Genomic DNA, 25763 nt, shown 5'->3' on the forward strand with positions numbered 1-25763 from the left:
GCATTACTCCTCAAACATATTTTTTAAGAAGGTTTGTTCAATCGAACGGACTTTGAGTTGCTTTTCTTCACCCTCTTTGGTGATGTATTTGCTTGCTACGTTGTGATCACCGTTGATATAAATCAATTGGTATTCACCATCATTTGGATTAATTTTAAGTTTTGCCAGTAATTGATCGAGTTCTGCATAGCCAATCTTTTCACAGTCACGCCATAGAACAGTTGTGTATTCACCTGTACGCAATTTACCTGTGATTTGTACATAGCCTTTGTCTAACTGATAATCTACTTCTTGAACATTCATTCCAATGAGATAGTTAAAGGTTTCAACCAAGTCAATATTTTTACGTTCAAATGCACCAGCGCTATCCGTGGTGATATTCATTTGATAGCTAAATGGTTTGAGAAAGTCTTTAACATTCAGTAATGAATCTTTGCTTTCTAGCTCAAGCATATAGTGCATGAGATAGTCACTATAGGCATTTTGATCTTCAGGCTTAGTTGATGTTTGTTGCTCTGCTAAAAGTGTCTGTTGAGCACCTTTGCGCACCAACTCTAAGTTATTTAGCGTATCTTCATAACTTTCAAGTTTCACAACTTTTAAGCAATGGCTAATACCAGACTCAGGATTGGTTGGTTTTCCTTCTTTCCAGTCTGCTGAATACACTACTTTTTGGATACGTGGCTTAATGACAGTATCGAAATATTCCCCTTGTTCTACAAGGATATATTTTCGATTTCCATGATCTTCACGGTTTAAAGCAATAGTTGCATGTGCTGTTGTACCTGAACCAGCAAAACAATCCAACAATATTGCTTCATGGTCAGCACTTAAATTAAAAATTTTTTCAACAAAGGAAATAGGCTTAGGTTTTATATTATTAATTAACGCTCTTGAGACAAGATCACTACCTTCAAATAATCCTAATAACATTTTTGTCGCATCTGTAGTGGTCTTTACATCATCCCATAAGGTTGTTGAAACTTTTCCCTTGCCTTGAGCTTCACTTAAAAATCTTTTAAAAGCAGGTCGCCCAGTACCAGTTCTTCCAAAAATGATCCGACCTTCTTTTAAATATCTAGCTACATCATCCTTTTCAAACCTCCAGCATCTACCTCTTGGCGGATAGAATATTTCTCCTGATATTGGATTCTGTATTCCATATGACAGATTAGCTCGTTCGTTAGGTGCATCCATAGGATCCAGTTTCCACAAACCACGAGGATCATTATCAGGATTAGTAAATCCCTCACCAGTTTCTGGCAATCTAAATTTCCCCTTATTATTATCAAAGTATGTTTTATTTTTACAAAATACAGTTGTATGATTTGTAGCAATCGAAATTAAAGCATCATTTGATACAGACTTTCGACTATTCCAAATTACATCGGCTAAAAAATTTCTATTACCGTATAGCTGATTCATCATTAACTTTAAATTGGCATATTCTCCATCATCATTACTAATCCATATAGTACTCATATCTTTTTGAAGAGTATGTAATTTACTTAATCTATTATTTAAGAAAGTGACCCAACTAGAGCTTTGAAATGAGTCTTTGTATAAAAAATCATTATCTGAACCCGTATTGTAGGGAGGGTCAATATATATACAGTCTATAGATTGATTGTATTGCTTATCTAAAAAATTCAATGCCTGAAAATTATCACTATGAATAATTAATCCATCTGTTTGAGCATCTAAGTTATCAATTCGTTTTAAAAGCTTTGCTTTGAACTCTAAGCTAAATAATGACGTATCCACCATCAAAGCTTGGTGCTGTTTTAAATACTCAATCGCTCCCCAACCTGCATCTGTACCTTTAAAACCTAAATCTTCCCATTGTTGCCACTGCGCTGTATTTTCTGCAATTTCAGCATACAAAGACTCATCTACTCGGTCTAAAGTAATACAATACTCAGCACTGACGACAAACTTTTTCTTTAGCCACAACTTTTTCTGAAAATCTTCAAGCGAAGCCAAGAAGCTAATGATTTCTAAACCAATTTGACGTAAACATTTGATAATACTGAGCTGACGTTCAATTTGAATAAACTGATCTACGCTCACTACATCATCCAAATGCATTACTTCATTTTTGATATAAAAATCAAGCTCATGACGCAAGAATTTACCCAAGTCTTTATGAATAAAATAATCTGCTGTATTTTTTTGCGTATAGGTACTTAAATGCTTCTGTAATACTGTACGTTTTGGATCTTTTTCTGTCGGTGCAAGTTGTACTAAATCATTTAGCCAGTCAGTAGTTAAAACTTCGGCATTCAAAATTTTATTATACGATTCAGTATTTAATATTTCTTGCTTCGAGCCTTTAGGTAAGGTTGCATATTCAAAAAGAATAGTCAGCTCGTTATTTTGAATAGAAAATGGAACAATCGTTTCTTCAAACTCTTCACCTTCTTCATCTATACGAGTAAAGGTTTTAGGTTCTGTGACAATAATAAAGCGACGGTCTTTGTCATTATCTTTACGGTTTTCACGCGCTGTATCTGCACTCACCAAACGGAATAAAACTGAACGCTCATCGTTCAACTTAAAACGATAGTTGCTAAACATCTCCCCAGACTTGGTGTAGTACTGGTCTTTGTTTGCCCAATGCAACATGACTTCCTCACCAGAGTAAGGAATAGCGTAGGTATCACCCTTATAACGACGTTGGCTAATAAAGTCACCATCATCATAATAACGACTAAAGAATGTGAGTAAATGACTATACACTTGTGACTGATCTGTCATTTCATGTGCATCAGCTTGGGTTAGAGCAATATATTTTTGACCTAATACACTTTCAATTGCTTCAGCATCAATGAGTTGTCCTTGCTCATTAAAAGCACGTTTACCAAATTCTGCTTTCAGCTCAGACTCTAATTCTTTTATGGCATTTTCATCCAGACTTGACTTTGCTTCACCAAGATATTGTTCTACTTTGGTTTTTAAACGCTTATCCAAGAATTCTGAAATTTCTGCACTACGTGCATTTAAAATACGATAAACTCCAAAATCCAAATCAGGACGATTGATTTGAAAAATTTCTTTGAGTTTAGAAACAAGTGCAGAAAACTGAGTACTCATGAATATTTCCTATTTTTCAAAACCTTATGACAAATAGGTTCTGGTGAAACGAGTTAAATTTGCAAAAGCAAAATTGGCGAGTATTTTATAGTATTTTTAGATGTTCAACCACAGTTTTAAAGTTGCCAAATCATTGATAAAAATAAAAATAAATGTTATATATTAACATTTTACACCAAATAAACACTCATATGGCTAATTTTTTCCCAAGCTTAGAAATTATTGATCAACTCACAGTCAAGCCAACTGAAGGTGAATCATTTCTTTTAAATAGGCTTGCACAAGAATTAGATGACACATTTGATGTTTATTTCAATCCTTATCTTGATGGAGATCGTCCCGACTTCTTGATTTTAAAAAAAGGGCATGGTGCAATAATTATTGAAGTCAAAGACTGGGATATGTCAAATTATTTTATCGATAAAAATAATCATTGGCGCACAACTCACAATCCAAAAATAAGAACCAGCGCACCAATGCAACAAGCATTCAAATATAAGTCACATTTATTTGAACTCCATATACCCTCATTAGGTTTTTCAAATTTATTAAATTCTAACTTTTATAAAACAATTCAATGCTTTGTATATTTACATACTACAACAAAAGATAGATTATCTGCACTTTATGACCGTCCTATAAATGAAGTAAAACACCTTATAAATTCAACAAATGAGCAAAGATACAGTTCAAAAAAATATCAACTTGAACGGGACAGATTTAATACCTTTGCTCAAGACAATATCTCTAGTTTAATAACAAAAATAAATAACCTTAAAAAAAATCCAATATTTCAAGATCATATTTATGATGATTTTACGAAAATTTTAATTCCCCCAAAGCACTTAGAAGAACAAGGTCATTACTACACATTTGATAAATATCAAAATAAATTACTTGATAGTATTCCAAATACAAAAATGAAAATTCGAGGTGTAGCTGGTAGCGGAAAAACAACATTACTAGCCGAAAAAGCTGCTCGTGCATTTAAGCGACACAATAGTACTGTGCTAGTGTTGACATATAACTTAGCTCTTCGAAACCTAATACGTGATAAAATAAAAAAAGCATTTCGCTTTAATGATTTAGAATTTGACAATAAATCAATTGAAATCAGCAACTATCATTATTTTTTTAAATCCCAACTTAACAATTTAGGCATTCCTTTTCCAACATCAGGTGATCAAGATGAAGATCTTGAAAACTTTGAAAATAATGAAATTTTTGACTTAGACTTTCAAGAAAAATCAAATGCTGAAATTATTGGTTTATCAAGCAAAGATTTATTTGAAATTGAAAAAAATGCCCGAGATGAAAAACTAGTTTTAGATGATTTTTTTGAAAAAGTATTTAAAACAGATCTGTTTAAAGAAGCGAATGAAAAACCAATAAAGTACCAAACTATTTTTATTGATGAAGTTCAAGATTTTGAAGTAGAGTGGTTAGAAATCATAATTTCCAACTTCTTAGCAGAAGATGGGGAGATGGTATTATTTGGTGATCAAAATCAAAATATTTATAATAGACTAATTAATAAGCAGGATTATCCTGTTACACGTGGATTTGGTCATTGGAAAAATTTAAAAATCTCACATAGACAAGATGATAAAGCTTTTGCTGATCTCTGTAATGCATATAAAGATACTTTTCTAAAGGAATATCCAGACCAATTAGAGCATGACATTATTGAAAACCTAACTTTTTCATTTTCAGATAAAAAGTATTTACAAATTCCTCTGGCAGATAGCGTTCAAGCAACCTATGACTTTATTGTTCAGACATTTCAAACGTTAAGTATAAGTCCAAACGATATTGCTATCCTTTCTTCAAAAATTGATTTTTTAAGAAATCTACAAAATAATTTTAAGTTTCAGAGAACGGATAGCACTTTTGAGACACCTAGTGAATATGAAATGATTCAAAAAAATTTTGATGGAAAAGTTGAAACTTTTCTAAAAAAGAAAGCTCAATTAGAAGAAAAACTACATTCTTGTCATCCATCTGATATTAACCATATTCGCTCTGATATCCAAAAATTAACCAGTTATATGAAAAATACAGCAAGACAGAAATTAAATGCCCTAGATGAGTTTCGTAAACTCAAAAAAAGACATTTTAATGCCAATTCTGGTTTAATGAAGATTGCAACCACTCATAGCTTTAAAGGTTTTGAAGCTGATACTACTTTTTTGATCATTCAACCTAATGATAGTCCAGAAATTGTTTATGCTGGACTGACAAGAGCAGCAAATAACTTATATGTCATTGATTTAGATACTAGCAACGTGTATAAAAACTTCTTTGAGAAACAACTTTCTTAAAACGTATAGAGCGAATAGAATTTTTTGGAATTCTATTCGCTTTTAGTTAAATTAAATTTTAATTCTGTTTATTTCGCTCTAACTCTAATAAATCTGCATATTCGGGACGATCTTTAAAGAAGTCAAAAATTGTTGTTTCTTCAATACCTACTTCTTTCTGTTTTTTATTGATTTCAATCAGTTGATCTTTAATTTTATAAAAATCCTTAACTCGTTCTTCTTCAGCATAGTTTTTAGCATTTTCAGCCAGCTTTGCTGTTTTTTCTTCAAGTTTAGAAGATAATTCATTACATGTAGTTGCAAAGTTATGCAACTTATCCCAAATACCCATTTCCACTATCTACCTTAAAATTATCAATAATTTAACTATACTTTAAATAACTTTCCACTTAACTACAAATAAGTTTTCAGCTTTACTTGAGCGATGTAGTCTTTGCTCCAATGCATCAATCATTGCATCACGCTTATCTGCGATTTCATCTTCAACATCAAAAACCTGCTGTCGCATGCGTCGTTTTTCTTTTTCAGTTTTTTGTATTTCTTCTTGCAATTTCTTTTCTGTCTCAATATCAGGTGCTTTGCGAGATTCTCGTTTAAGACTGGATATTTTTAACTTCACATCCTCAAGCATTTTCTCCACAGCAAGCAAACTATCCTCTGCCCACTGTTCTAGTTTGTCCCGTTCCTTTTTGAAAAACTCATCATTCAACTCCAAAGCATGGCTCAATGCAACTTGATACTGTTTATCAATATTTGCCTGAAATAACTCAGGAATCTGCTCTACCACATCAGCCAATACTGTTGCATTGACTTGAAGCAAACGCTCACACAAATCTACATCTAAAACCTTACCATCATCAGTCATTGCTGTGATCACAATATGTTCTTCTTCTTGAAAAGAATCCAGACTCAAGACCGTAATAGATAACCAACCTTGTTGTCCTTTTAAATTCTCTAGTAGCGTTACCTTTTGACCATATTGGCTATAGTCAAACTGAATAAATTGTTTCGGTGTTTGTAATCCTTTGGCATTATCTAAAACAAATTCACCAAGCGGATGAGTCAAACGATAGATAAAAGTATTTTCAGGAATTCGCTCACCTTTTCGTATAAGCTGATATTTCCCTGAAGGTGCATTCAGAATTGGAGATTTGGTTAAGTCAAAACTTAAATCGTGGTCGTGAAAGTTAGCAAATTTACCAAGAATATATTTTGTAGATTGCCAAAACAAACGACTAATTTTATCTAGTTGAAGTTCAGCTCGTTCTTTTTGAACTTTTAATAAATCATGAATATCTGCATCAAAATGTTCAAGTAACAGCTCTTGTGTCCTTTTCATTTTATCGTTAATTTGTTCTTCAAGCTCATCTCTTAATTGCTTAAAGCTTTGTTCTATTTCCTCCGAACTACGACACTGATCATAGATTTCAGAAATCCGTTTTTCAAAATTTATACCACTTTCGACTGTTCCTAAAATATCATTCGACGCACCAAAAACACCATCAAACAATTGGAATTTATCTTTAAGCAACTCCAAAACTCGCTGATCTGCTTCATTCCTTTCATTTAAGAAATTAACGACAACAACATCAAATTCCTGCCCATAACGATGGCAACGACCTATTCGTTGTTCCACACGTTGCGGATTCCATGGTAAATCATAGTTAATGACCAAGGAACAAAATTGTAAATTCACACCTTCTGCTGCTTCTGTCGCAATTAATATTTCTGCATCATTCTTAAAGAAATCGATTAAAGCCGTGCGTCGATCAATTGCTGGTGAGCCCGTGACATGTGGAGTCCCTAAATATTTACCCAACCACTTTTGATAAATACCCGTATTTGTTGCAGATGTATTACTTCCATTAAATCCTATTACTTTTCCGTTGTATCCTCGTGCTTCCAAGAATGCGATCAAGTATTCCTGAGTACGCTTAGATTCAGTAAAAATAACAGCCTTTCGTTTCGCTCCCATTTCAAACATACGAGCAAAGCCTTGTTCAATAGCAGAAAGTAAAGCGAAAGTCTTACTATCATCTTTAATTTTATAAGCCTGCTGTATATAACGTTCAATTTCAGCTATTTCAGATTTAATTAAACTAACATCTATTTGTCTATGACTGACTTCCTCATCAAAATCATCCAATAATTCTTCATCCATATCCTCATCAACAATAAAATTACTGAGCCAATCTTCATCTAAACTCTGCTGTTCAAGCAATTTTTTCAATCGCTGTTGAATAGCTTCTAAAGTTGCAACTACAGCAGGAGTTGATGATGCTAAAAGCTTTCTTAAAACAATTGAAATTAAATGTTTTTGTTGTTGGGGAAATGCATAACTTACTTCTCGCTGCAAATACTCACTGATTGAATTGTATAGGCTTTGCTCATCATCGGTAGGCTTAAAGGGAACTGTTAAAGCATGACGATTGGTGTAAGGAACATATTCCAAAACATCTTTACGCAAAGTCCTTTGCATAAATTGTTGGATTCTTTTTTTTAACGATTGAATATCACCATCAACCACATATCTAGAACGAAATGCTTTCTCATCACCAAATAAGTGCTCATCTATAATCGTACTTAGACCATAAAGCTCCATTAAAGTGTTCTGTAACGGTGTCGCTGTTAATAACAACTTTTTCTTGCCTATCAATGAGCGTTTAAGACTATTCCCAATTTTGTTACTTGAGCGATGAGCATTCCGTAATTTATGTGCTTCGTCTATCACCACCAAATCCCAGGGAATTTGTGCCAAAGCATGTTCCATTCGATTGGCAAAAGGATAAGAGATTATAGAAATCTTCCCATTTTTAAATGGATCATAAACACCATCTTTACGAGCCATATTCCAAGTTTTTAAATCTAAAACTTGCGTAGGCAAGTTAAATTTATCTTGTAGTTCTTGCGCCCATTGTTTTCGTAAAGATGCTGGGCAAATAATCAATAAATTTCGACGTCGTTCTGCCCAGTACTGACAAAGCACCAACGCTGCTTCAATCGTTTTACCTAAGCCAACTTCATCAGCAAGAATTACACCTTTACTTAATGGATTATTTAAAGCAAAAAGTGCTGCTTCAATTTGATGAGGATTCACATCTACTTGGGCATCAAACAATGACTGAGATAAACGGTCAACATCACTTGCTGAACGCTTTTTAGTTATTTCCCATGCAAAATATTTTATTTGGTGGTTAGTATAGAGCATTGTTCTAAAAATAAATTTAATGATAAATCAATATATCAAGTAAATTGAGAAAAGAGCAAAAAAAAGGAAGCTAAAACTTCCTAAAATGAAATGAATCAATTTTCACTCAATTCACCGCCCTCACACTCCCCTGTAACCCCTTCTGCATATCCTGTACAAATCCCTCACTTTGATTCGGCTGCGGCTTTGCCTTGGTTCTCGTCGTGGTTGCAGGCTGTGTCTGTTCAACCTCTTGATTTTCCATTTCATCCGTATAAAACTCCTCCACCAAATCCATACCCTCCTCGGTATTCACCTCAAACTGTGCATTGGCAAAACATTGTCTCGCCATCTGATCTAAAGCCATTTGGTTAAATCCCATCGCTTTGCTTTGTTGATCAATCTCTTGTGCCATTTGAATGGCTTGTTGCAGATTGACGCCATCTCTTAAAGTTAAATCTACATAGTACACAGGGGTACGATAACTTTGTGTGGTGGACTTGCCTCTCAAGGTCAATTGAAGTGGTAGGCATGACAGCAAGCCATTCGATGTTGCATGATAATAACTCACTCGTGCTGCTAAAGTTCGGATACTGTTAAAACCTGTGGTTCTAAAAATAAATGTACCGAGTTCATCCGATTCATCTAAGTTGACATGCAAGCGTCCAAAAGGTTTACAGTTCCCTCCTTGTGCCAATGGACATAAATCAGGTGATGGGCATGGATGTTGTTCAACACCTTGATTGGTTCGCCTTTGGCAGGTTTCACCATTGCCGATACAGACAGGTCGCCCAGTCTGACGGTCAAATAAAGTGTACTCAGCTCTAAGATTCAGTTCAGGATCGTTGAAGATCATCCGTATTGGAATAGAGCGTAGTTTTTGGTTTTGAGCTTTGGCTCTGAGCTGTTCATCAAGTGGATGTTTCACCCAACCCTCCTTGCTTTGGATTTGACTAGTGATAGTAAATTGATCATCCTTTTCAGGGAGTCGTTTACCGTTCTTTTCAACGACTTTACCGATACTAATACGTCCAAGGATCGGTGGTGTAATGGCTAGACCTTTGATCATGTTGTTTGTCCTATAAGTAAAATTTTACTGAATACCCTTTGTTATGTAAGTAAACAGAAATATGAAAAAGCTACGACTTTGCAAAAACCGCCATTGTTGGTCTACCGCTCCTTCGGGAGTCGGTAGATCGGAGGTGGTTTTTTGCGCTTTTTGAGAGAACGGATATTTCATAGATATATAGCCGTGATGCATTCAGTCATCGCTATAAATCTGAAAACGTCGTGTCCCGACTTTGTTTTGAGGAAATTGCTCAATCAATTCAGGGTGAAGTTTCAGCACAGCCTTCGTATCTAAGCCAATCGAATCTTTAGATCGCTTCCACGTCACCGAACCCTTATTAAAGGTGGCTCGTTCTGCATCCTTCATTAACATCTGAATTTGATGCTTGGTTTCATCAAATTTATTTTGATGGGCTTCAATGTGATGTTTCTCTTGGACCAGCTGTGTGAACAATTGATTAGCATGTTCATTTTGACTAAGGTCTTCCACCGTTAAAGGAATATGTTGGGGATAGAGTTGCTGAATCGCTTTGGCTGCCGATTCACTTGCATCGACTGATGGAGGCGTGTCATTTTCCACACATTCCCAAAAGTAGCGTTCTGCATTGACGATGTGTTGAATAACCGATTCACTGCGAACCACTTTATAGATACATGTTTCGTGACCACAGATCAGTACACAGATATGTGCTGCCTTTTTACCCGTGACTGCCAATTGATGTTGTACCTGACACAGTACATATAACGGCACACCGTCTCGCCATAATTTTGCGCCATATTCACCTGCGGTTTTACATTCTAAAATCTGTACTTCATCACTACCCACCACGGAGTAATCCAAATTAGCCAGCATAAAATGCTTATCCGCTTCGGGATGTTGCAGTACAGCATTGATACGACGAACTTTATTATTGGTATGCATGCTGTAGTATTCAGCGACCAAAGGTTCAAGTTGCTTGCCCCAATATAAAGGTGCATGTCCTGCAATTTCATCTTCAATAGATTGTTGGATTCGACCTGTTTTAATCATCCACAGTTCGAGCATCGACATATAAGGATTAAGCCCACAGGCTGCTGCACAATCGCTACTACCAATTCCCTTGCGTCGAACTTCAAGCCATTCTGCCTGAGTCATATTTTTGGTATTGACCAATCGTTTTGCAGTAAAGAATTTGGGTGCAATAAATGGGGTACTTGCTTGTTGAATTGTAGGATCTAATATTGCTGTATTCATCTTGAATTCCTGATTTTTAATTGAGTTTTTTGAAGCCATTTTGATCGAAATGACAAATTTCGGGCATAAAAAAACCACAGCCGAAGCTATGATTTTAATAATTTTTAAAATATGAATGATTGTGAAATTACATATAGATAGGTCTAACTTTCCATGAGTGAAAAATGTATTTTCAACACTATGCGATCATGTTAAGTGCCTGTTCCAATCCTCGTTGTTTGATTGATGCACCTGCGCCAAACCACGCTGAATCGAGTCGGTGATCGGTACTCATCGCCCTGCGTTCATGATCTATAAATTCTGTGATTGAACACAGTAATCCATAGGCAGTTCCTTTGGCAGAACCCAGCTCCGCACCTCGTCCTTGACCATTAAACATTTCCATAGCTCGACTCATCGCTTTGCCATTTGGTTCAGCCTTATCCTTGCCATTGGCTTGGGCTTGTGAGGCTACATCACGGTAGAATTGAATGATGTTATCCTCCTGATCTAATACATTGTTCATAGTGCTGTTATTGAATACAGCATCAAAATAAGCTGAGGCTTCCATCTGACTAACCTTACGCTGTGTCAGTTGTTTCATCTCATACATATGGTCTTCCCATGCACGGACTGAAATACCCAATTGCTGTTTAATCTTGTCTGCATCGAACTTGGTACTGTGGGGAACTTTGACCACACCTGCACTGCTGTTCTGTCCTTTTAAGGCAATCGCTAAAGTGTTGTTACACACCACTCGGATCGAGGTAAATTGTGCGGTGGTAGCAAGGGTTCCGTCACATGCTGTTGCCAAGAGCATATAGCCATTACTGACATCTTTACCTTTTAAAGCTGATGTTTGTCCTGTACGTGCCAGTGCCCAGAATTTCTTGCCACCTTTGAGTACGCCTGCGGTTTCTAGTTCAAAACCTGATTGCTCAGTGAGATCGCGATAAAATTCTAAAATCTCTCTAGGTTGAACTTCCTGAAAGCGTTGACTGACGACGGACAGTGGAGCATGGGTATCAGAACGATAAAGCACTCGTTGTTCTTCATAGGGCATGATGATGCTTTGCCCTCGTTCATTTTGAGCCATGTAACTGACATTGGAGGATTCAATGCGCCAGTCCATACCTGCCTGTTGTGCCCAGACTTCTATCGGTTGATTTTGGGTAAGTTGATTCCCTAGCCCATGCCAAGGGGTTTCTCCAACATACGCCATTTGTTCAAGTTGATGTGCCATGGTTGTATTCCTTTTAAATTAAACTGAAATTTGAATCTGTGTTAATACTGACTTTATTTAGTGCAGAAGATACGTTGGAAATTTTTGGTAGCAATTGTGGCAAAAACACAAATTCTGCGGTGGTGGTGCACTAGTTTCGGTGAATGAATTCAATACACTGCCTATTACTGTTCCTGCGATCCCACCGATGATCGGTGGTAGATTAAATGTCTTTGCGACTGTTGTTCCCAATGCACCTAATGTAGTGGGTGTAACCAGACTAGATAAGGTGTTATTGGAATGTTGTGTACTTGTGTCAACCAACATGACTTCAGTTGAATGACAAAAGGGGCAGCTCAAGCTCATGGCTCGACTCCTTAAATTTTGGGCATAAAAAAGCCTGCTCGAAAGCAGGCTTTGTTTTCATATTTTCATGAATGGCTCAAAAGAGCTTCATGATTCTCATTAGGATGTTATGTATGTGAAATTATTTAGAGTCATTTAATTCCATGTATCTTTTAATTCAGTATGTCTACAATTAATACATTCCACTACAATCTTAGACCCTTGCGTGCCTCTTCTTATAAAGCTGTGGTGCTTGCCATTTTTACGTTCTGTATGACAACGAGCACATTTTTCAACATTATTACAATAACCATCTACCCCTTTAGAATTCCAATGCTCGTGCACTGTAACTGTTTCAACGGCATCACAATACTCACACTTTAAACGCTTTTCACATGAACGATTGCTATGATATTTGGCATCCGATTTGCTTGGAAACTTATGTTTTTGTTTAATAATTAGCTGATTACACTTATCACAAGTATATTCCATATAACATTGAGGCTGCCCTTCAATATGCTGAGGTTTACCTGAATGCACACCCACTTTGCATCCAACATTTGAAGCTGTTTCTTTGATTGCTGCCCAACTTTCTGATTCAGCAATTTTATTAGCTGATTCTTTAACTTTATCCCAAAATCCCATACGATTCCCCCTGTGGTTAATTAAATATTAATTTATATAAACTTATATCTTAAATGAGTTTATTGAAAATTTATAAATTGCCTTCAGCATATAGCAAACCTAATTCAATATTGGCTTGTTCTTCACCCTGAGCCGCAGCTTTTTTAAATAGTGAAGCTGCGATTTCATAGTTTTTAGGTACACCGACACCAAACTTAAAAATCATACCTAAATGTAGCTGCCCTTTAGCATCTCCATCTTCGGCAGCCTCCCCAAAATACTTTGCAGCTAGTTTAGGATCTTTATCAAAGAATATCCCCTTAGCATACATAAGACCTAATTCAACTTTTGCTTCGCTATAACCATGATCAGCTGCTTCTATTAACAAAGCTGCTGCAATGTCACAATCTTCATCTACCCCTAATCCATATAAAAATAGTTTTGCCAATTCAATGTTTGCTTCTATATATCCTTGCTGTACGGCTTGATTAAAATAATATCCAGCTTCCTCAAAATCCTGATCAATACCTTGCCCGTAACGGTTCATTAAACCATACATATATTGTGCTTCAGCATGCCCCCCGGTAGCTGCCTCTGCAAACATAGATGCAGCTGTTTCACTATCTTCTTCTACACCCTCTCCAACTAGAAAGCATTGCCCCAATGTAAAAAGTGCCTCTATATCACCATTTTGAGCTTTATTAAATAAACTCATCAAATCATCTCTATCCATCTTTTCAACTATGCTTTTTCTAATTCAATCCTTTTGAATATTAAATTAATTTTAATAATTTTTTAATGATACACTTAAATCAAGTTTCTAATATTATTAGTATGGTAGATCAATTTTATCGCCTAAATTAAAAAATTGCCCACCCTAATAGCTTTACTTAAATTTTGTAATAAAGAGAACACTTCATATGGCAACAGAAGCAAAATTTCGCGAAGATCCTGATCTAGCATTTCTACAATATTGTGATTTTCAAGATCTTAAGTTATTGTCAAACACTCTAATCGCTGATAGTGAAGGTACAGAACAATGGACAGGGGGGCTAAAAAGCACACTTGTTAAAAACATGAGCATGTACTCAACTGAAGACGATTTATATAAAAATAGCTGGAAAGCAATTGCTGCTGAAATTCAACTATTTGGCGGAGATACAGTAGTCAACCTTGTCAGAGGAAAAGGGGTTGTATATCGTGAACTACTAGAAGATGTTGCAAAAAAAACAGGTGTAGATTTCCATAAAGATACTTCTGATATCAGTCTTCTTGAAGAAAAAGTACTAAGAACCCTTTTTGGTCGAATCACTCAACTTAATGAGCTGGACTTCATTAATAAAAAATTGAAAGAAAAAGGATACTTAGGACTAACCTCAATTAAAGAAAGCCCTCTTAAAACGATTAAAAATAGTCTTGGAGGTGGAACCGCTTCAGGTACAGCTGGTGGACTTTTAGCTGGATTAAATATGGCTAAAAATTTTATTAAAGTAAATCCATTCGTTGCAGCCGCAACATTACCTCTAACTGCAAAAGATATTACGGCTCCAGCTTATCGCGTTACAATACCTGCTGCTTGTATTGTTGCGATGATGAGGATTAAGCATGAAGAAAATAAAAATAACTACAATGAGTTTTAAGGTATCAGCATGTTAGATAAAGTATTTAGTTACGACATTGAAAAATTTTCAAAAGAGCTTTTAGAAGCTATAGCAAATGACCAGGTGATTTTTAGAGATGGTGTTGCCTACTGGAAAAAGGGGCTCGAACATGTAGGCATTATTCAACATATTCCTTTAAAAGAAGTCAGTTCTGTAGGTGTTGAAACTTTTGTTCAAGGATTAAGCTCTTTGCAATCAACATTGCAAACCACAATTGTTTCAGCTCAAGCTATTTCTACTGCGACGTTAATGGTAGCAATGGTAATCCAAACTCAAATTTTAAGTAAAAAAATTGAGGTTGTAAAACAGTGCGTCTTGAAGGTTTCTCAGGATATCAGAGAACAAAACATTTTATTTTATACAGACAAAACGAGCGAGTATTTAGCTTTATTACAGACTTTTAAACTATTACTAGACAACAGAACCTCACTTACAGATGTTAATCAGTTAGCCAATAATACTTTGTCATCCTCTATACAGCTTAAAAACCATTTAATCTCCTTTATTGGAAACCTACTAAGTTTAGTGCAAACCCAAAAAATTAGTTCACAGCAACATGTTGAGCTAATTATGCAATTTATCCAACAAATGATGGAAATATTACCTATTGGAATGCATCTAGAATTTATTCTTTCACATCGCCTAAATCAAAATGAGTTTTCTCAAATTTTGATTGAAGATAGCCATCGCCAATATTTAGGCTTGATGAGTCAGTACCGCAATTATCTCAATGAGATTAACAATGGTCTGAAAGAGTTTCGGATAAAGCAAGATCAAGTTCCATTTTTTGAGAAAATCAGACTACCTGCAAAAAACTTGTTCCAATATTCAATACATGTAGAGTTACTTGAAAAGCCTGCGAAAGAAAGAATCACATATATGAAATTACAAACTAGCTTGATTAAGACTTAAAAAAATTTTGAGCTATAGTAGCTCCACCGTTTCCTATTTACTCAGATACCCTTGTGATCAGGTACTCGAAGCTGAAATGATTACAGATCAAGGCAATGTAAATTTATCATTTTAATCTCAAACCCGACCCTATAGAGAACACTGCTAATAGTTGTGTTCTCTATTGAAAAGTCAATAATTTATAAACCTCTTCGATTTTTTGAATCGACTACCCCTCTGCCAAAGCTACGCATATTGACTGAATCTTTCACTCGAGGATGCTGCTGCTCTTTCTCACCATTCACCAGATAAGGAACTACATAATTCAGAAAATTATTAATCTTCTTTTCATCATGACGATGAATCACTCCAATGCCTAAAGTTCCCATCAATTCATAGATCGCCATATAGTCAGGATGGTTACAATTAAAAATATAACCATATCCATGAGTAATCTGCTTCCAGCACTCACCGACCCACTGCCCCATCATAAAACCTTCTTGATGTATATTTCCATCGTATATAAGCAATAAATGGCAGTGATAGCCTTTGCTTACACCATGCTCTAATGCCCATGCATAACCATGTAAACCACTAAAGCAAGAATCCTGATCTGCGATACGACGAAGCAAGACCTCTAAGGCTTGGTTAAATGCCTGAATGTTGTATAAGGCTTGATATTCTTTCTTGATAGATAGATCCACTCGAACAACCAGCATTCTCGCATAATGATGAATGAGTGTGGATGCATATTCAAAAAGGCTTTGCTGATTCTTTAATTCACGTTTTTGAAAATCGATTAGTTGTTGTTGAACACAGCCTGACAATGACTGGATATAAGTCAAAATATGCCATACAGTCATTTCATCAAAATCTTTAATAGATTCATAATTTGCCTGTAGCATTTGGCTCAGTGTGTAATCAACGGTCTTCACAACCTCAATGAAAATCAGTACTGTATTGCAATAGTATAAATGAGCGCTATAGATTGGCTTAAATGACTGAACTAATTTTTCAAGGTCTATCATGAAGTTTTGATGATATAGATCATAACTACCCAAGCAAACCTCTTGGATGAAATGGTCTACTCCTGCCAGCACTTCGGCTTCATGGTAAAGCTGATCATATGGATTATTTTGAAATTGAACATTTTGGTACATTTAGGTTCTCACTGAAATATAAGGTTCATATCTAAGTGAGAGATGTAAAATTTTACTGATCATGATTCTGTAGCAGGATGTTATGATCATCCTGCTTAGCTGAATATGCTCATAGACTTTGGAACATACTATAGGGTTAGTTCTGAATATTTTAATACTGTGTTATTGATACATAGTCTATAGCCCATTTGAGTATGGGCTATACTGAGTTAAGTGACTCACAGCCACTCACCTAACTAGATAAGATATTGTTTATGTTTAATATATTATTTATATATTACTTATAGCTAATAATATATATTACCTGTTAAGCAAGTCATTCTGATCTGACTATTACACCGCAGCCCCATACAGCGAGAACAACGAAAATATGGGAATGTTGCAGAAGCTAAAGTTACGCCTTAGTTTTGATTTTATTTCTAGAAATAGCAAAGTGATCTAAAGCTAGGCAGTTCTCAGGCAGCAAGCCAAAATCCTGTAGTTCTTTGAGGCTCGGTTGAATGGATTCACTAAAAAAATGATTACGCCTTTCATCCTGAAAAATTGCTTGCTTAGATACAAATGCAAGGTTTTTATCTAAAGTAATTTTGGTAAATTGATTCGAGATTTGACTTGGAAATGGCATAAAAATACAAATATATTGTGTTTGCTTCGCATGACGTGGAACAATACAAAATTGACTGAATTGTTCTTTTAAGCCTAAATACGTTAAAAATGGATAAAGCTGATTCTTCGCGATCAAGGTCATCATCAGACCTAACATTGATAAAAGATTACTGTTACTCCGAGCAATACGATCAGATTTTTCAAATGGATCATCTTCAGCAAATTTCAACATAATATTCAATCGCAATCGATCTGCCATCTTTTTCAAATCATGTAAATCTACAGAGTCTCCACCTCTAGATAATGTCTGAGCTCTAGACAGATCATTGTAAATCTGGGCACACCATTGTTCTAAATAGCACTGAAGAAATCCTAATAAAGAAATTCCCCCATTCAAATGTGTCTTTGAATTTTTTTCTGGGAAAAACTCAATTAAATCTCTAAGCCATTGACTGCTATCATGATCATTTGGCATCTCAAGAAAAAGTGACAACAGATGTATTATAAAACGATATTCAAAACGTTCATATTCAGATATTGAAGAATCCTCCTTAGCCATCTCAATCGTCAATCCCTTTGTAGCAGCGATCAAGTCTGGCATTCTTGTGAAAAGGTTTACATAAATCTGATAAGTATCGTTAATCGTTAAAATCCTTGCCAACGTAGATTTCTTGCTCTCGAAAAATTGCAGTAAACTTGCAACCTGCTGCACCTCAAAGTAGTGTGGTTCTGGATATTGAATTATGAAATACCGTCCATAAGTTGCTTTTTCCTGCCAGATTTCATGTGATAAATTCAGCATATAAAATGGATTAGACACTCTTATAATTTTACTGGAAAGCACACCGTCAACTCGTGTTCTAATCACACCATGAATTTCTAGCGTTTTGATGCATCTAAAAATGGCATCTTTAGACATACCTGTTTTGTGCTTTATTTTGTGGATTCCACACTGATTGATAACTCCAAATTGATTACTATTTCTAACCAATACCATGAGCACTAAAGCAGACTTAAAATCCAAGATCCCTGACAATCTAGATGACGTATGTTGCAAATGATGCATATAAAAATCATCTAGTCTGGTTTCAACAAGATGTTGAAAAAGCCCTATAAAAGGAAAATTATCTGCTCTTGCTGTTTGATGAAACCACTTTTCTAATGTCAGTGGTTTAATTTTTTTTGCATTCATACAAGCCAAGAATAGACTGTAATCGATATAACTCTTTTTTTCAGAAGTTAGTTCATCTTTTCTTTGGATTAAAATTCTGTGGGTTTCCAACTCAGTAATACATTCCTTAATTTTTTTTTCATTGATATGAAAAGTCTTTGCCATTTTTTTTATGGATGGAATAGCTTCTCCCATTTTTAATTCAGCTATGACTTTAAGTAATAGCCACCTTGCTTGAGGACTTAAAATAATCGATGAATAGTCATGAATCAGCAAAAGAAATGCAATTTTAGATTCAGCTGAATTCATTCTCTCTCCCCTAATTTTGCCCACGGCTCTAGCCAATAAAAGTCAGTACTTAAGCAAAAGACACTACTATTAATATTAGTTTTAATATTAACTTAAAATTTTATTTAACATTAATATAATGTTAAGTTAATATCAATCAAGTCAATAATTTCCTACAGACAAGAATATGGCAAGACCCTACGAGCACCTTTCTATCTGGATTCAAAATGATCGAGAGCTTAAAGAAGAATTCATACTACAGAATAAGAATGAGTGGCTTAAAATTTATCCCAATGAATTTTCTGTTTCAGTGACTCAGCACAATAATTTAGGCCTATATACTGAAGTAGCTGTACTAAGCACAAAGGAAGTAATGACCATTTCAAAACGGTTATATGAAATCATTCGTAAAAAATTCAGAGAGTTTAAATACCGGAAAAATCACAAATCAAAGGGGCATTTGCAAGCAAGAATAAGTAAGAACACCAAATTAAAGTTAGACAACATCAAAAGAAAGTTGGAACACGGAAATGCCTCTACAACACTTGAGCATATGATTAAAAATTTTGATGAAGACAAATTTAAACTAAAATTGCAGGTTGACGATTTACAAGAACAACTTAAAGTGGCAAAAAGTAATGAAGCATTACTTACAAAACGATCAGAAAATACATTAAAAATGCAGCAAGCTTATGACAACCAAATTCAAGAGTATTTATTCAACCAATGTGTGGCTATCACACTAAAACTGAAAATGCTTGATCAATACATTTCCTTTAAAGAGGATATTGATAGCATCTACGAGTCTTTTGATAAAATTGAAAAAGAAGCAGCACAAGCTGAAATTATTACTAAACTAAAATCTAGACTTGAAGATAAAATGCTCAACATCAAAGCTTCTTTGAAACCAGCCTCTGATGAAGTAGTCCCACTTAATGTAAGTACCGACCTAGACTCTCATAAAAATACTACCATCTCCACTAAGCCTTCAAGTTATGCAAAAGGCTTATCAACTCACCATGACTCCCCTGTCTCTGAGAATCCACCTAAAGACCTCTCTGATACTGAGCATCCCACCATAAAAAGTAATGCTAGATCTTCACATTTACGTGAAGATCTATTTAATCCATTCAAAAAAAATACTAAGAATTGATCAAAGTATTATTTCCGACAAGATAGTAGGCTGATTTCGGAGCTCATGAATAATGGTTTCGGCAATATACCCACCACTATATGGCATCTTATATTTGAGTTTTTCCATCTCTTTAGACGGGTATTTTGCCTTGAGTATCTGATTCAACCCATTAAGTTCTTTCTTTAAATCTATTATTTTTTTAGAAGTTAAAGCTGTTCTTGGTTTTCTGCGTATACCGTCTTGATCAGCTTTATCTTGCTTCACTGATGACAACTCTCGTTCTAACTTTATGAGCATTTCTTGCTTAAGCACGAGTTCAGACTTAATCCACTGAATATCGTATTCCTCAAAAGCTTTGACCAGATCATCAAGCACAAAATTAACTGCTTGATTTAAATTTTTCCATTTACCACGATGTGCCACTTATTCCCGTAAAATACGATATATAATTTCACGTCTTGGGTATAAATGCTTGTCGTAACGAGCTTTGACTGCAATGATAGCCTTTGCACTTTTGGCAAGTGTAGGGTTCTGAATAAACTCCAATCCACCAAGCATTTGTACGGAGGCAATTAAGATATCTGAATATTGCCTTTGAAAAATTTTGGCAGGTAAGGTATTCACTTCAACCCTTAATGTATTAAGTTGTATTAAAAGCTCAGCGAGCTGAGATGGTTTGAAGGAAATATTCAAATCAGCCCCCATCATTTCAGCAAAAGAAATTCTCTCCTCATTTACTGAAAAATCATTCTGCTGCATTCTCTTTATAATTTTTTCTTTTTTATCTATGTATGATTGATTCTCCTTTGCTATTAATTCATCATCTAACTCACACTGATAGTAGTAGCAAAAATTAGACCATATATCCTGTTCAAGCATATCTAAATTTAGTAATTTTTTATCATTCATAATTTATTAGAATACAAATAATTAGATAGCATAATACTACTATATTTTTAGATGCATGTACTGCTCTACTTTTTAAATTCCATTAAATTTACTGTAAGCACATCAACCGAAATAATAGGAATTAATTCATGAATAGTGCTTTACAGCTTTCCACATCCGACTACTTATTTATGCGCTACCGCAGCACAACAGTTAAACTAGATGACGTAGTCAAGGATTACTACCCTCATCTCAGTAAAGTAAAAATGTTAGAAAAAGCGAGAAATCAGGATTTTCCATTTTCTTGCTTCCGACTAGATAAAAGCCAAAAAGCGCCATACTTTGTTCATGTAAAAGATTTAGCTAATGTCCTAGATCAACAGTATAAATATGCTGCTCAAGATCATGTTACTCTTCACCAATGAGGGGTAACACCTCATCCAACTCTATTGTCTTTTTCCTTTTTTTCACAGATACATATCTTTCCAAACTTCCCCATGAATCATGTAGACTCACTTGCTGAATTTGAGGAATTGTAAGTCCTTGCTCAGCAAGACGAGTACACCCCTCATGCCTTAAATCATGGAAACGTAAATCTTCGATTCCTAAAATTTTACAAGCATTTCTAAATTCACCACCAATCGTTTTAGGACTTAGAGGAATGAGCAAATCCTTGTCATATCCTCGATTCAACATACGTTTTCTTGTACTTTTCACTTGTAAAAGTTCAATTATTTTTCGGCAGGGCTCTAACACAGTAAATTCTTTATGGTTACCCTTTGAGCCATTCGGATTTTTTAAATCCCGTACTTTCCACACTTCATTATCCTCGTCGTAATCAGCCAATAACATTTCAGTAATTTCTGACTCACGACGACATGAAAATATTGCAAACCACATAATCAAATGCATGGGATAGCTATAAACAGGCTTTTGCCATTTTCGATAAAAGTACTCTGTGAGTTTTTTTAACTCTGCTGTTGTAGGCAAGCGATCACGCTTACCACTCGAAGATATTTGTCGAGTCTTGCGTAATTGCGCCGTTGCTTTATCAAAGCCCGCCAAATCAACATTTACATCCCACATGACTGAAGCATGAGACAATACGCCACGAATGTGCAATAACTCATGTTGCAACGTACTTGTCGCTATTGGTTTTAAATCCAATTTTGCATAACCACCCTTACGCAAAGCGACATGTTCTGAAATATCGGCTGGCTTAATTTTTGTGATAATATATTGCGCTATTGGAAATTTCTGGATGAGGCGAAGACAATAGGTTTTTGTACGACCATATTCATTGCCAACTTCATCAAGATATTTATCTATGGCATTGGCTAAAGTGATATTCGTCACATCCGATCTGCCTAACAAAATATCTGGATTTTCTTCGATTTCCTCTTCACGCATTGCAAGCCACTTTTGAGCTAGTCGCATAGAACTAAACGTCTTACTTTCCTTGAAATTTGCAAACCCTTTACGGCTTATTCTAATTTCAGCCCGAAAGCGTATGGTTCCATCGGCTAATTTACGCTGTGAAATTGTTCCCATGATTTACGCCTTATTGTTTTATTAAGGCTATAATGGCGTAATTTGGCGTAAATATCAAAAATAATAGTGCGAAATGAGGCGTAAAAAATCGAAATAGATTAAAATCAGCAACACTGTAAAGGTATGTTTTTTAATATGATTACTGAAAAAACCATTGATAACACTAAAGAACCTCGCATCAGTGTTGCCCCGATGATGGATTGGACAACTAAGGATTACCGTTTTTTTGCACGTCTATTTAATCCAAACGTGATTTTATATACCGAGATGGTCACGACAGGTGCAATCATCTACGGTGGTGCAAATCGTCATTTAGACTATAACCATGAAGAGCATCCAATTGTTTTACAACTGGGTGGATCAAATCCTAAAGACCTTGCAACTTGTACTAAAATGGCGCAAGACTGGGGTTATGATGAAGTCAATTTAAATGTCGGCTGTCCAAGTGACCGTGTACAGAATAATAAAATCGGGGCTTGTTTAATGGCAGAGCCAGAACTTGTAGCGGAATGTATTGCTGAAATGCGTCATGCAGTCAATATTCCTGTGACCGTGAAGCATCGTATCGGCATTGACGACATGCAGTCTTATGAAGAGATGTTGCATTTTGTGGACACTGTAGCTAAAACAGGCTGTCATAATTTTATCGTACATGCACGCATTGCACTACTCAAAGGTCTATCCCCCAAAGAAAATCGCGATGTGCCACCGCTACGCTATGAAGATGTTTATCGTTTAAAACAAGAACGTCCAGATTTACTCATCGAGATCAATGGCGGCATCAAAACTTTCGCTGAAACGCAAGAACACCTTAAACATGTCGATGGTGTAATGATTGGTCGTGAAGCCTATCACAATCCTTACCTTTTGGCTGAATTGGGTCAATTGTGGAATTTAGACTTGCCTAACCGTTTTGACATTATAGATCAGATGATGCCTTATATTGCTAAACGTATGGAAGAAGGTGCACCCCTGTCCATTATCACGCGTCATATTTTAGGTTTATTTCAAAATCTTCCAGGTGCACGTAAATGGCGTCAGGCTTTAAGTGGTGGTAATGCCAAAACTTTTGCTGATGTTGAAAATGCAATAATCAATATCAAAGAAGCCATGAAACGCACTGAAGAATACATTTTAGAAAAGCAAAACTAAAAAATAAGCTCCCAAATCGGGAGCTTATTTACATGGAATATTTCAGCTACTTATTCTCTAAAAAGCGATATGCAAATGCAGCCCTACGCCACGTAGTGACAGCTGCCCCTAGATTTAACAATACCAATGCAAACAACATGACAAAATCATGTTGCCAAATCCATTGTTCCACTGCACTCGCCACACAGGCAACGGTTAATAATGCCATACGATGTTGTTTTGCCATTGGCCCCATGAAATTCGCAGGTGCACCAATCGATACCGCCAATGTTCGTACATATGCGGTTAATACTGCGAGCAGTGCCCCACACCATCCCAAAATATCACCATAACTCACACAACCAATAGAATATCCTGCGGCAATAATAATCAACGGATCTGAAATTCGATCTGGAATATCGTTAAACAGTTCACCTGAAGCTGTAGACTTTCCACCCTCGATCGCCACCAATCCATCAAACAAATTGCACAGCAAGCGCCCTTGAATAAACAATGCAGCTAAAAGGTACAATGTAAGTTGCAGCATACCCTCGTAATATGGAACAGCAAATAAACATGCTGCAGCAAATGCAGCAAAAACAATACTGAGCAATGAAATGTGATTCGGCGTGATTGACTTTTGACTTAACCATTTGGCAAATTGATTAACCGAACCTACACCTCGTACTTTCAACGGGCGGCGGTTTTCAGGTGAATTATTTTCCTGTGACATCCTATATTTCCCTCACAATTCAACATTTTGATATTGCTTATAAAGTTTTAAATTAGTGAAAAATGCAAAAATAAATGCAACTGTTAATGCAGGTGCAACTGTTTTAAAAATATTGGGGGTATGAATAAGATGATGTACCAAGACCAATATGCTCCCTGTAAAAAGAATTGTGCAAACCGGTGGAAGTAGTAATTTCAACCCTTTTATTTGATAAAAATTAAATTGTTTTTCAATTAGGTGTGTAATGAGCAGCGTAATGATAAAACTACAGATGCCTTGTGCAAGCCCTGAAATGATGCCTGCTTTCAAATTACCTTGAGTCATGTTGATGTAAAATGACCATGAGCCCCAAAGTAGAAAAGCAAAAAAAGCCGACAAAAAATTATAACGTTGTGTATTTTTAATTTTATTGTTCATTTTGAAACATTTTAGTAAGTACAATTTCTTTTACTTTAGTGGAATCATGAATATCAATCAATGTGAATAATTTATATTTTTTATATACTCAGCTTCAAAATAAGTTGGACGAAACTTTTTAAACGCTACTCAAATTTTAAGCCTTTATTTTACTTGCTCCTGAATAGCAGCTTTATAGAGATTTTTAGATTCTAAATGCTCCACATCCATCCCAACTTTATTTTTTTGCTCCAAATTCTCAGCCACTTCTGAAGATTTTAAGGATCGATCTTCCACATTTAAAAGCGCAGTTGATAAATTTACTCCATCTTCAAGGATTTCTGATGCAGAAGAAGTCTCTGCTGCAAACATCTCAGCGACATTTTCTGCAGAACTCGCAGCATTTAGATTAGGATTGACATATGAAAGTCGATCATTATCGGTAATGGTGATTGCATTTAGTTTTGCATCTAAATCATGCTGATATTTTTCAAGCTGTATTTGTTTTACAAAAGCAAAATTTTCCGCAGGAATCCGCCAAACAAGCTCATCACCATTTCTCATGATTTTTACGGTCATTTTGTGAGTTTGACCTTGATATTCAACAGTGGCTAAACCCGTATATTGATTTAAACTTTCATCAATAATTTTTAAATCAATAATTTTAAAATGATAATCCTTAAAATTTGTTTTTAAATCAAAAGCTTTCTGAATTTGAGCCTTAACATCATTTTCAACTTGTTGAGTCGTCTTAAAATAAGAGCATCCAACACTCAACATAAGAAATAAAACCAAAAATAATGTTTTCACCTGCTAACCTTTGATTCTCGCCATTCATCATTAACGCTATGAATCAAATAGAATAAGATTCATAAAGAAGACGTTAAACAATCTCTATTCCAAGTTCAATGGTTTTTATTTTATATTTTTAAAGCTCAATCATACCTTGAATGAAGTCATCTATCTTGATCAAAACACCCCTCAAATACATCGAGTGACTCTACATACGGTAAAATAAGATAATTTTGTTCAGCTAAATGTTTCGTAAAATACGCAAAGATATCGCTATTAAAAGTATA

21 protein-coding genes and 1 pseudogene are annotated in these 25763 nt (G+C 35.4%); 6 read left to right on the forward strand and 16 right to left on the reverse strand.

Annotation, left to right across the window (positions count from 1 at the left end; all coding sequences use genetic code 11):
- Positions 1-3 precede the first annotated feature (3 nt).
- A complete protein-coding gene (locus HX129_RS02975; RefSeq protein WP_286435982.1) occupies positions 4-3093 on the reverse strand; it encodes a site-specific DNA-methyltransferase in 3090 nt (1029 codons plus the stop codon).
- A gap of 191 nt (positions 3094-3284) precedes the next feature.
- Between HX129_RS02975 and HX129_RS02980 the strand changes: the two genes are divergently transcribed.
- Positions 3285-5414 carry a nuclease-related domain-containing DEAD/DEAH box helicase gene (locus HX129_RS02980; RefSeq protein WP_286435983.1) on the forward strand — a complete coding sequence of 710 codons (2130 nt, stop codon included), beginning with the start codon at positions 3285-3287 and terminating at the stop codon, positions 5412-5414.
- 58 nt (positions 5415-5472) lie between these two features.
- Here HX129_RS02980 and HX129_RS02985 read toward each other — a convergent pair whose 3' ends face one another.
- The 8 genes from HX129_RS02985 to HX129_RS03020 all read right to left on the reverse strand — a co-directional run bounded on the left by HX129_RS02985 (position 5473) and on the right by HX129_RS03020 (position 13788).
- Entirely contained in the window at positions 5473-5745 is a 273-nt protein-coding gene (locus tag HX129_RS02985; RefSeq protein WP_106439006.1) for a hypothetical protein, read from the reverse strand.
- Positions 5746-5787: 42 nt separating this feature from the next.
- Positions 5788-8622 (reverse strand): SNF2-related protein, encoded by a 2835-nt coding sequence (locus tag HX129_RS02990; RefSeq protein ID WP_286435984.1) that lies wholly within the window; start codon positions 8620-8622, stop codon positions 5788-5790.
- Positions 8623-8728: 106 nt separating this feature from the next.
- Positions 8729-9670, reverse strand: a complete 942-nt coding sequence (locus HX129_RS02995; protein WP_286435985.1) for a recombination directionality factor — start codon at positions 9668-9670, stop codon at positions 8729-8731.
- A gap of 192 nt (positions 9671-9862) precedes the next feature.
- Positions 9863-10903, reverse strand: coding sequence for a YqaJ viral recombinase family nuclease (locus tag HX129_RS03000; protein WP_286435986.1), 1041 nt, complete (start codon positions 10901-10903; stop codon positions 9863-9865).
- A 178-nt stretch (positions 10904-11081) separates the two neighbouring features.
- A complete protein-coding gene (locus HX129_RS03005; RefSeq protein ID WP_286435987.1) occupies positions 11082-12125 on the reverse strand; it encodes a DUF932 domain-containing protein in 1044 nt (347 codons plus the stop codon).
- Positions 12126-12182: 57 nt separating this feature from the next.
- Entirely contained in the window at positions 12183-12470 is a 288-nt protein-coding gene (locus HX129_RS03010) for a hypothetical protein (RefSeq protein WP_286435988.1), read from the reverse strand.
- A 135-nt stretch (positions 12471-12605) separates the two neighbouring features.
- A complete protein-coding gene (locus HX129_RS03015) occupies positions 12606-13094 on the reverse strand; it encodes a hypothetical protein (RefSeq protein ID WP_286435989.1) in 489 nt (162 codons plus the stop codon).
- A gap of 70 nt (positions 13095-13164) precedes the next feature.
- Positions 13165-13788: a tetratricopeptide repeat protein gene (locus HX129_RS03020; RefSeq protein WP_004890103.1), complete on the reverse strand. Its 624-nt coding sequence runs from the start codon at positions 13786-13788 to the stop codon at positions 13165-13167.
- Between the two features lie 205 nt (positions 13789-13993).
- On the opposite strand from HX129_RS03020, the gene HX129_RS03025 reads away from it, so the two are divergent.
- Positions 13994-14713 (forward strand): DUF3944 domain-containing protein, encoded by a 720-nt coding sequence (locus HX129_RS03025; RefSeq protein ID WP_004890105.1) that lies wholly within the window; start codon positions 13994-13996, stop codon positions 14711-14713.
- Between the two features lie 9 nt (positions 14714-14722).
- Positions 14723-15646: a hypothetical protein gene (locus tag HX129_RS03030; RefSeq protein WP_286435990.1), complete on the forward strand. Its 924-nt coding sequence runs from the start codon at positions 14723-14725 to the stop codon at positions 15644-15646.
- A 179-nt stretch (positions 15647-15825) separates the two neighbouring features.
- On the opposite strand, the gene HX129_RS03035 is transcribed toward HX129_RS03030, so the two are convergent.
- Together HX129_RS03035 and HX129_RS03040 are read right to left on the reverse strand one after the other, a co-directional pair.
- Positions 15826-16785: a YagK/YfjJ domain-containing protein gene (locus HX129_RS03035; protein ID WP_286435991.1), complete on the reverse strand. Its 960-nt coding sequence runs from the start codon at positions 16783-16785 to the stop codon at positions 15826-15828.
- Positions 16786-17179: 394 nt separating this feature from the next.
- On the reverse strand, positions 17180-18871 hold the full coding sequence (locus HX129_RS03040) for a hypothetical protein (protein ID WP_286435992.1): 1692 nt from the start codon (positions 18869-18871) through the stop codon (positions 17180-17182).
- Positions 18872-19037: 166 nt separating this feature from the next.
- On the opposite strand from HX129_RS03040, the gene HX129_RS03045 reads away from it, so the two are divergent.
- Positions 19038-20003, forward strand: a complete 966-nt coding sequence (locus HX129_RS03045; RefSeq protein WP_286435993.1) for an amino acid ABC transporter substrate-binding protein — start codon at positions 19038-19040, stop codon at positions 20001-20003.
- Here the strand turns inward: HX129_RS03045 and HX129_RS03050 are convergent.
- Positions 20004-20894 (reverse strand): annotated as a pseudogene (locus tag HX129_RS03050) (hypothetical protein). It lies immediately after the preceding gene.
- Positions 20895-21022: 128 nt separating this feature from the next.
- Between HX129_RS03050 and HX129_RS03055 the strand changes: the two are divergent.
- Complete coding sequence (locus HX129_RS03055; RefSeq protein ID WP_004818949.1) at positions 21023-21298, forward strand: pyocin activator PrtN family protein; 276 nt, start codon at positions 21023-21025, stop codon at positions 21296-21298.
- Here HX129_RS03055 and HX129_RS03060 read toward each other — a convergent pair.
- Positions 21282-22424: a site-specific integrase gene (locus tag HX129_RS03060; protein ID WP_286435994.1), complete on the reverse strand. Its 1143-nt coding sequence runs from the start codon at positions 22422-22424 to the stop codon at positions 21282-21284. The genes HX129_RS03055 and HX129_RS03060 overlap by 17 nt on opposite strands.
- Before the next feature lie 135 nt (positions 22425-22559).
- Here HX129_RS03060 and dusA point away from each other — a divergent pair, with 135 nt between their 5' ends.
- On the forward strand, positions 22560-23576 hold the full coding sequence (gene dusA / locus HX129_RS03065; protein WP_286435995.1) for a tRNA dihydrouridine(20/20a) synthase DusA: 1017 nt from the start codon (positions 22560-22562) through the stop codon (positions 23574-23576).
- 46 nt (positions 23577-23622) lie between these two features.
- On the opposite strand, the gene HX129_RS03070 is transcribed toward dusA, so the two are convergent.
- From HX129_RS03070 to HX129_RS03080, 3 genes are all read right to left on the reverse strand, one after another.
- Entirely contained in the window at positions 23623-24288 is a 666-nt protein-coding gene (locus HX129_RS03070; protein WP_286433682.1) for a CDP-alcohol phosphatidyltransferase family protein, read from the reverse strand.
- Positions 24289-24300: 12 nt separating this feature from the next.
- Positions 24301-24705 (reverse strand): hypothetical protein, encoded by a 405-nt coding sequence (locus HX129_RS03075; RefSeq protein WP_286433681.1) that lies wholly within the window; start codon positions 24703-24705, stop codon positions 24301-24303.
- Between the two features lie 144 nt (positions 24706-24849).
- The gene (locus HX129_RS03080; RefSeq protein ID WP_286433679.1) at positions 24850-25494 is read right to left on the reverse strand and encodes a hypothetical protein; all 645 of its coding nucleotides are present in this window, start codon (positions 25492-25494) and stop codon (positions 24850-24852) included.
- Positions 25495-25763: the final 269 nt, after the last annotated feature.

It is taken from the genome of Acinetobacter sp. 251-1, assembly GCF_030329305.1.
Lineage (GTDB): Bacteria > Pseudomonadota > Gammaproteobacteria > Pseudomonadales > Moraxellaceae > Acinetobacter > Acinetobacter piscicola_A.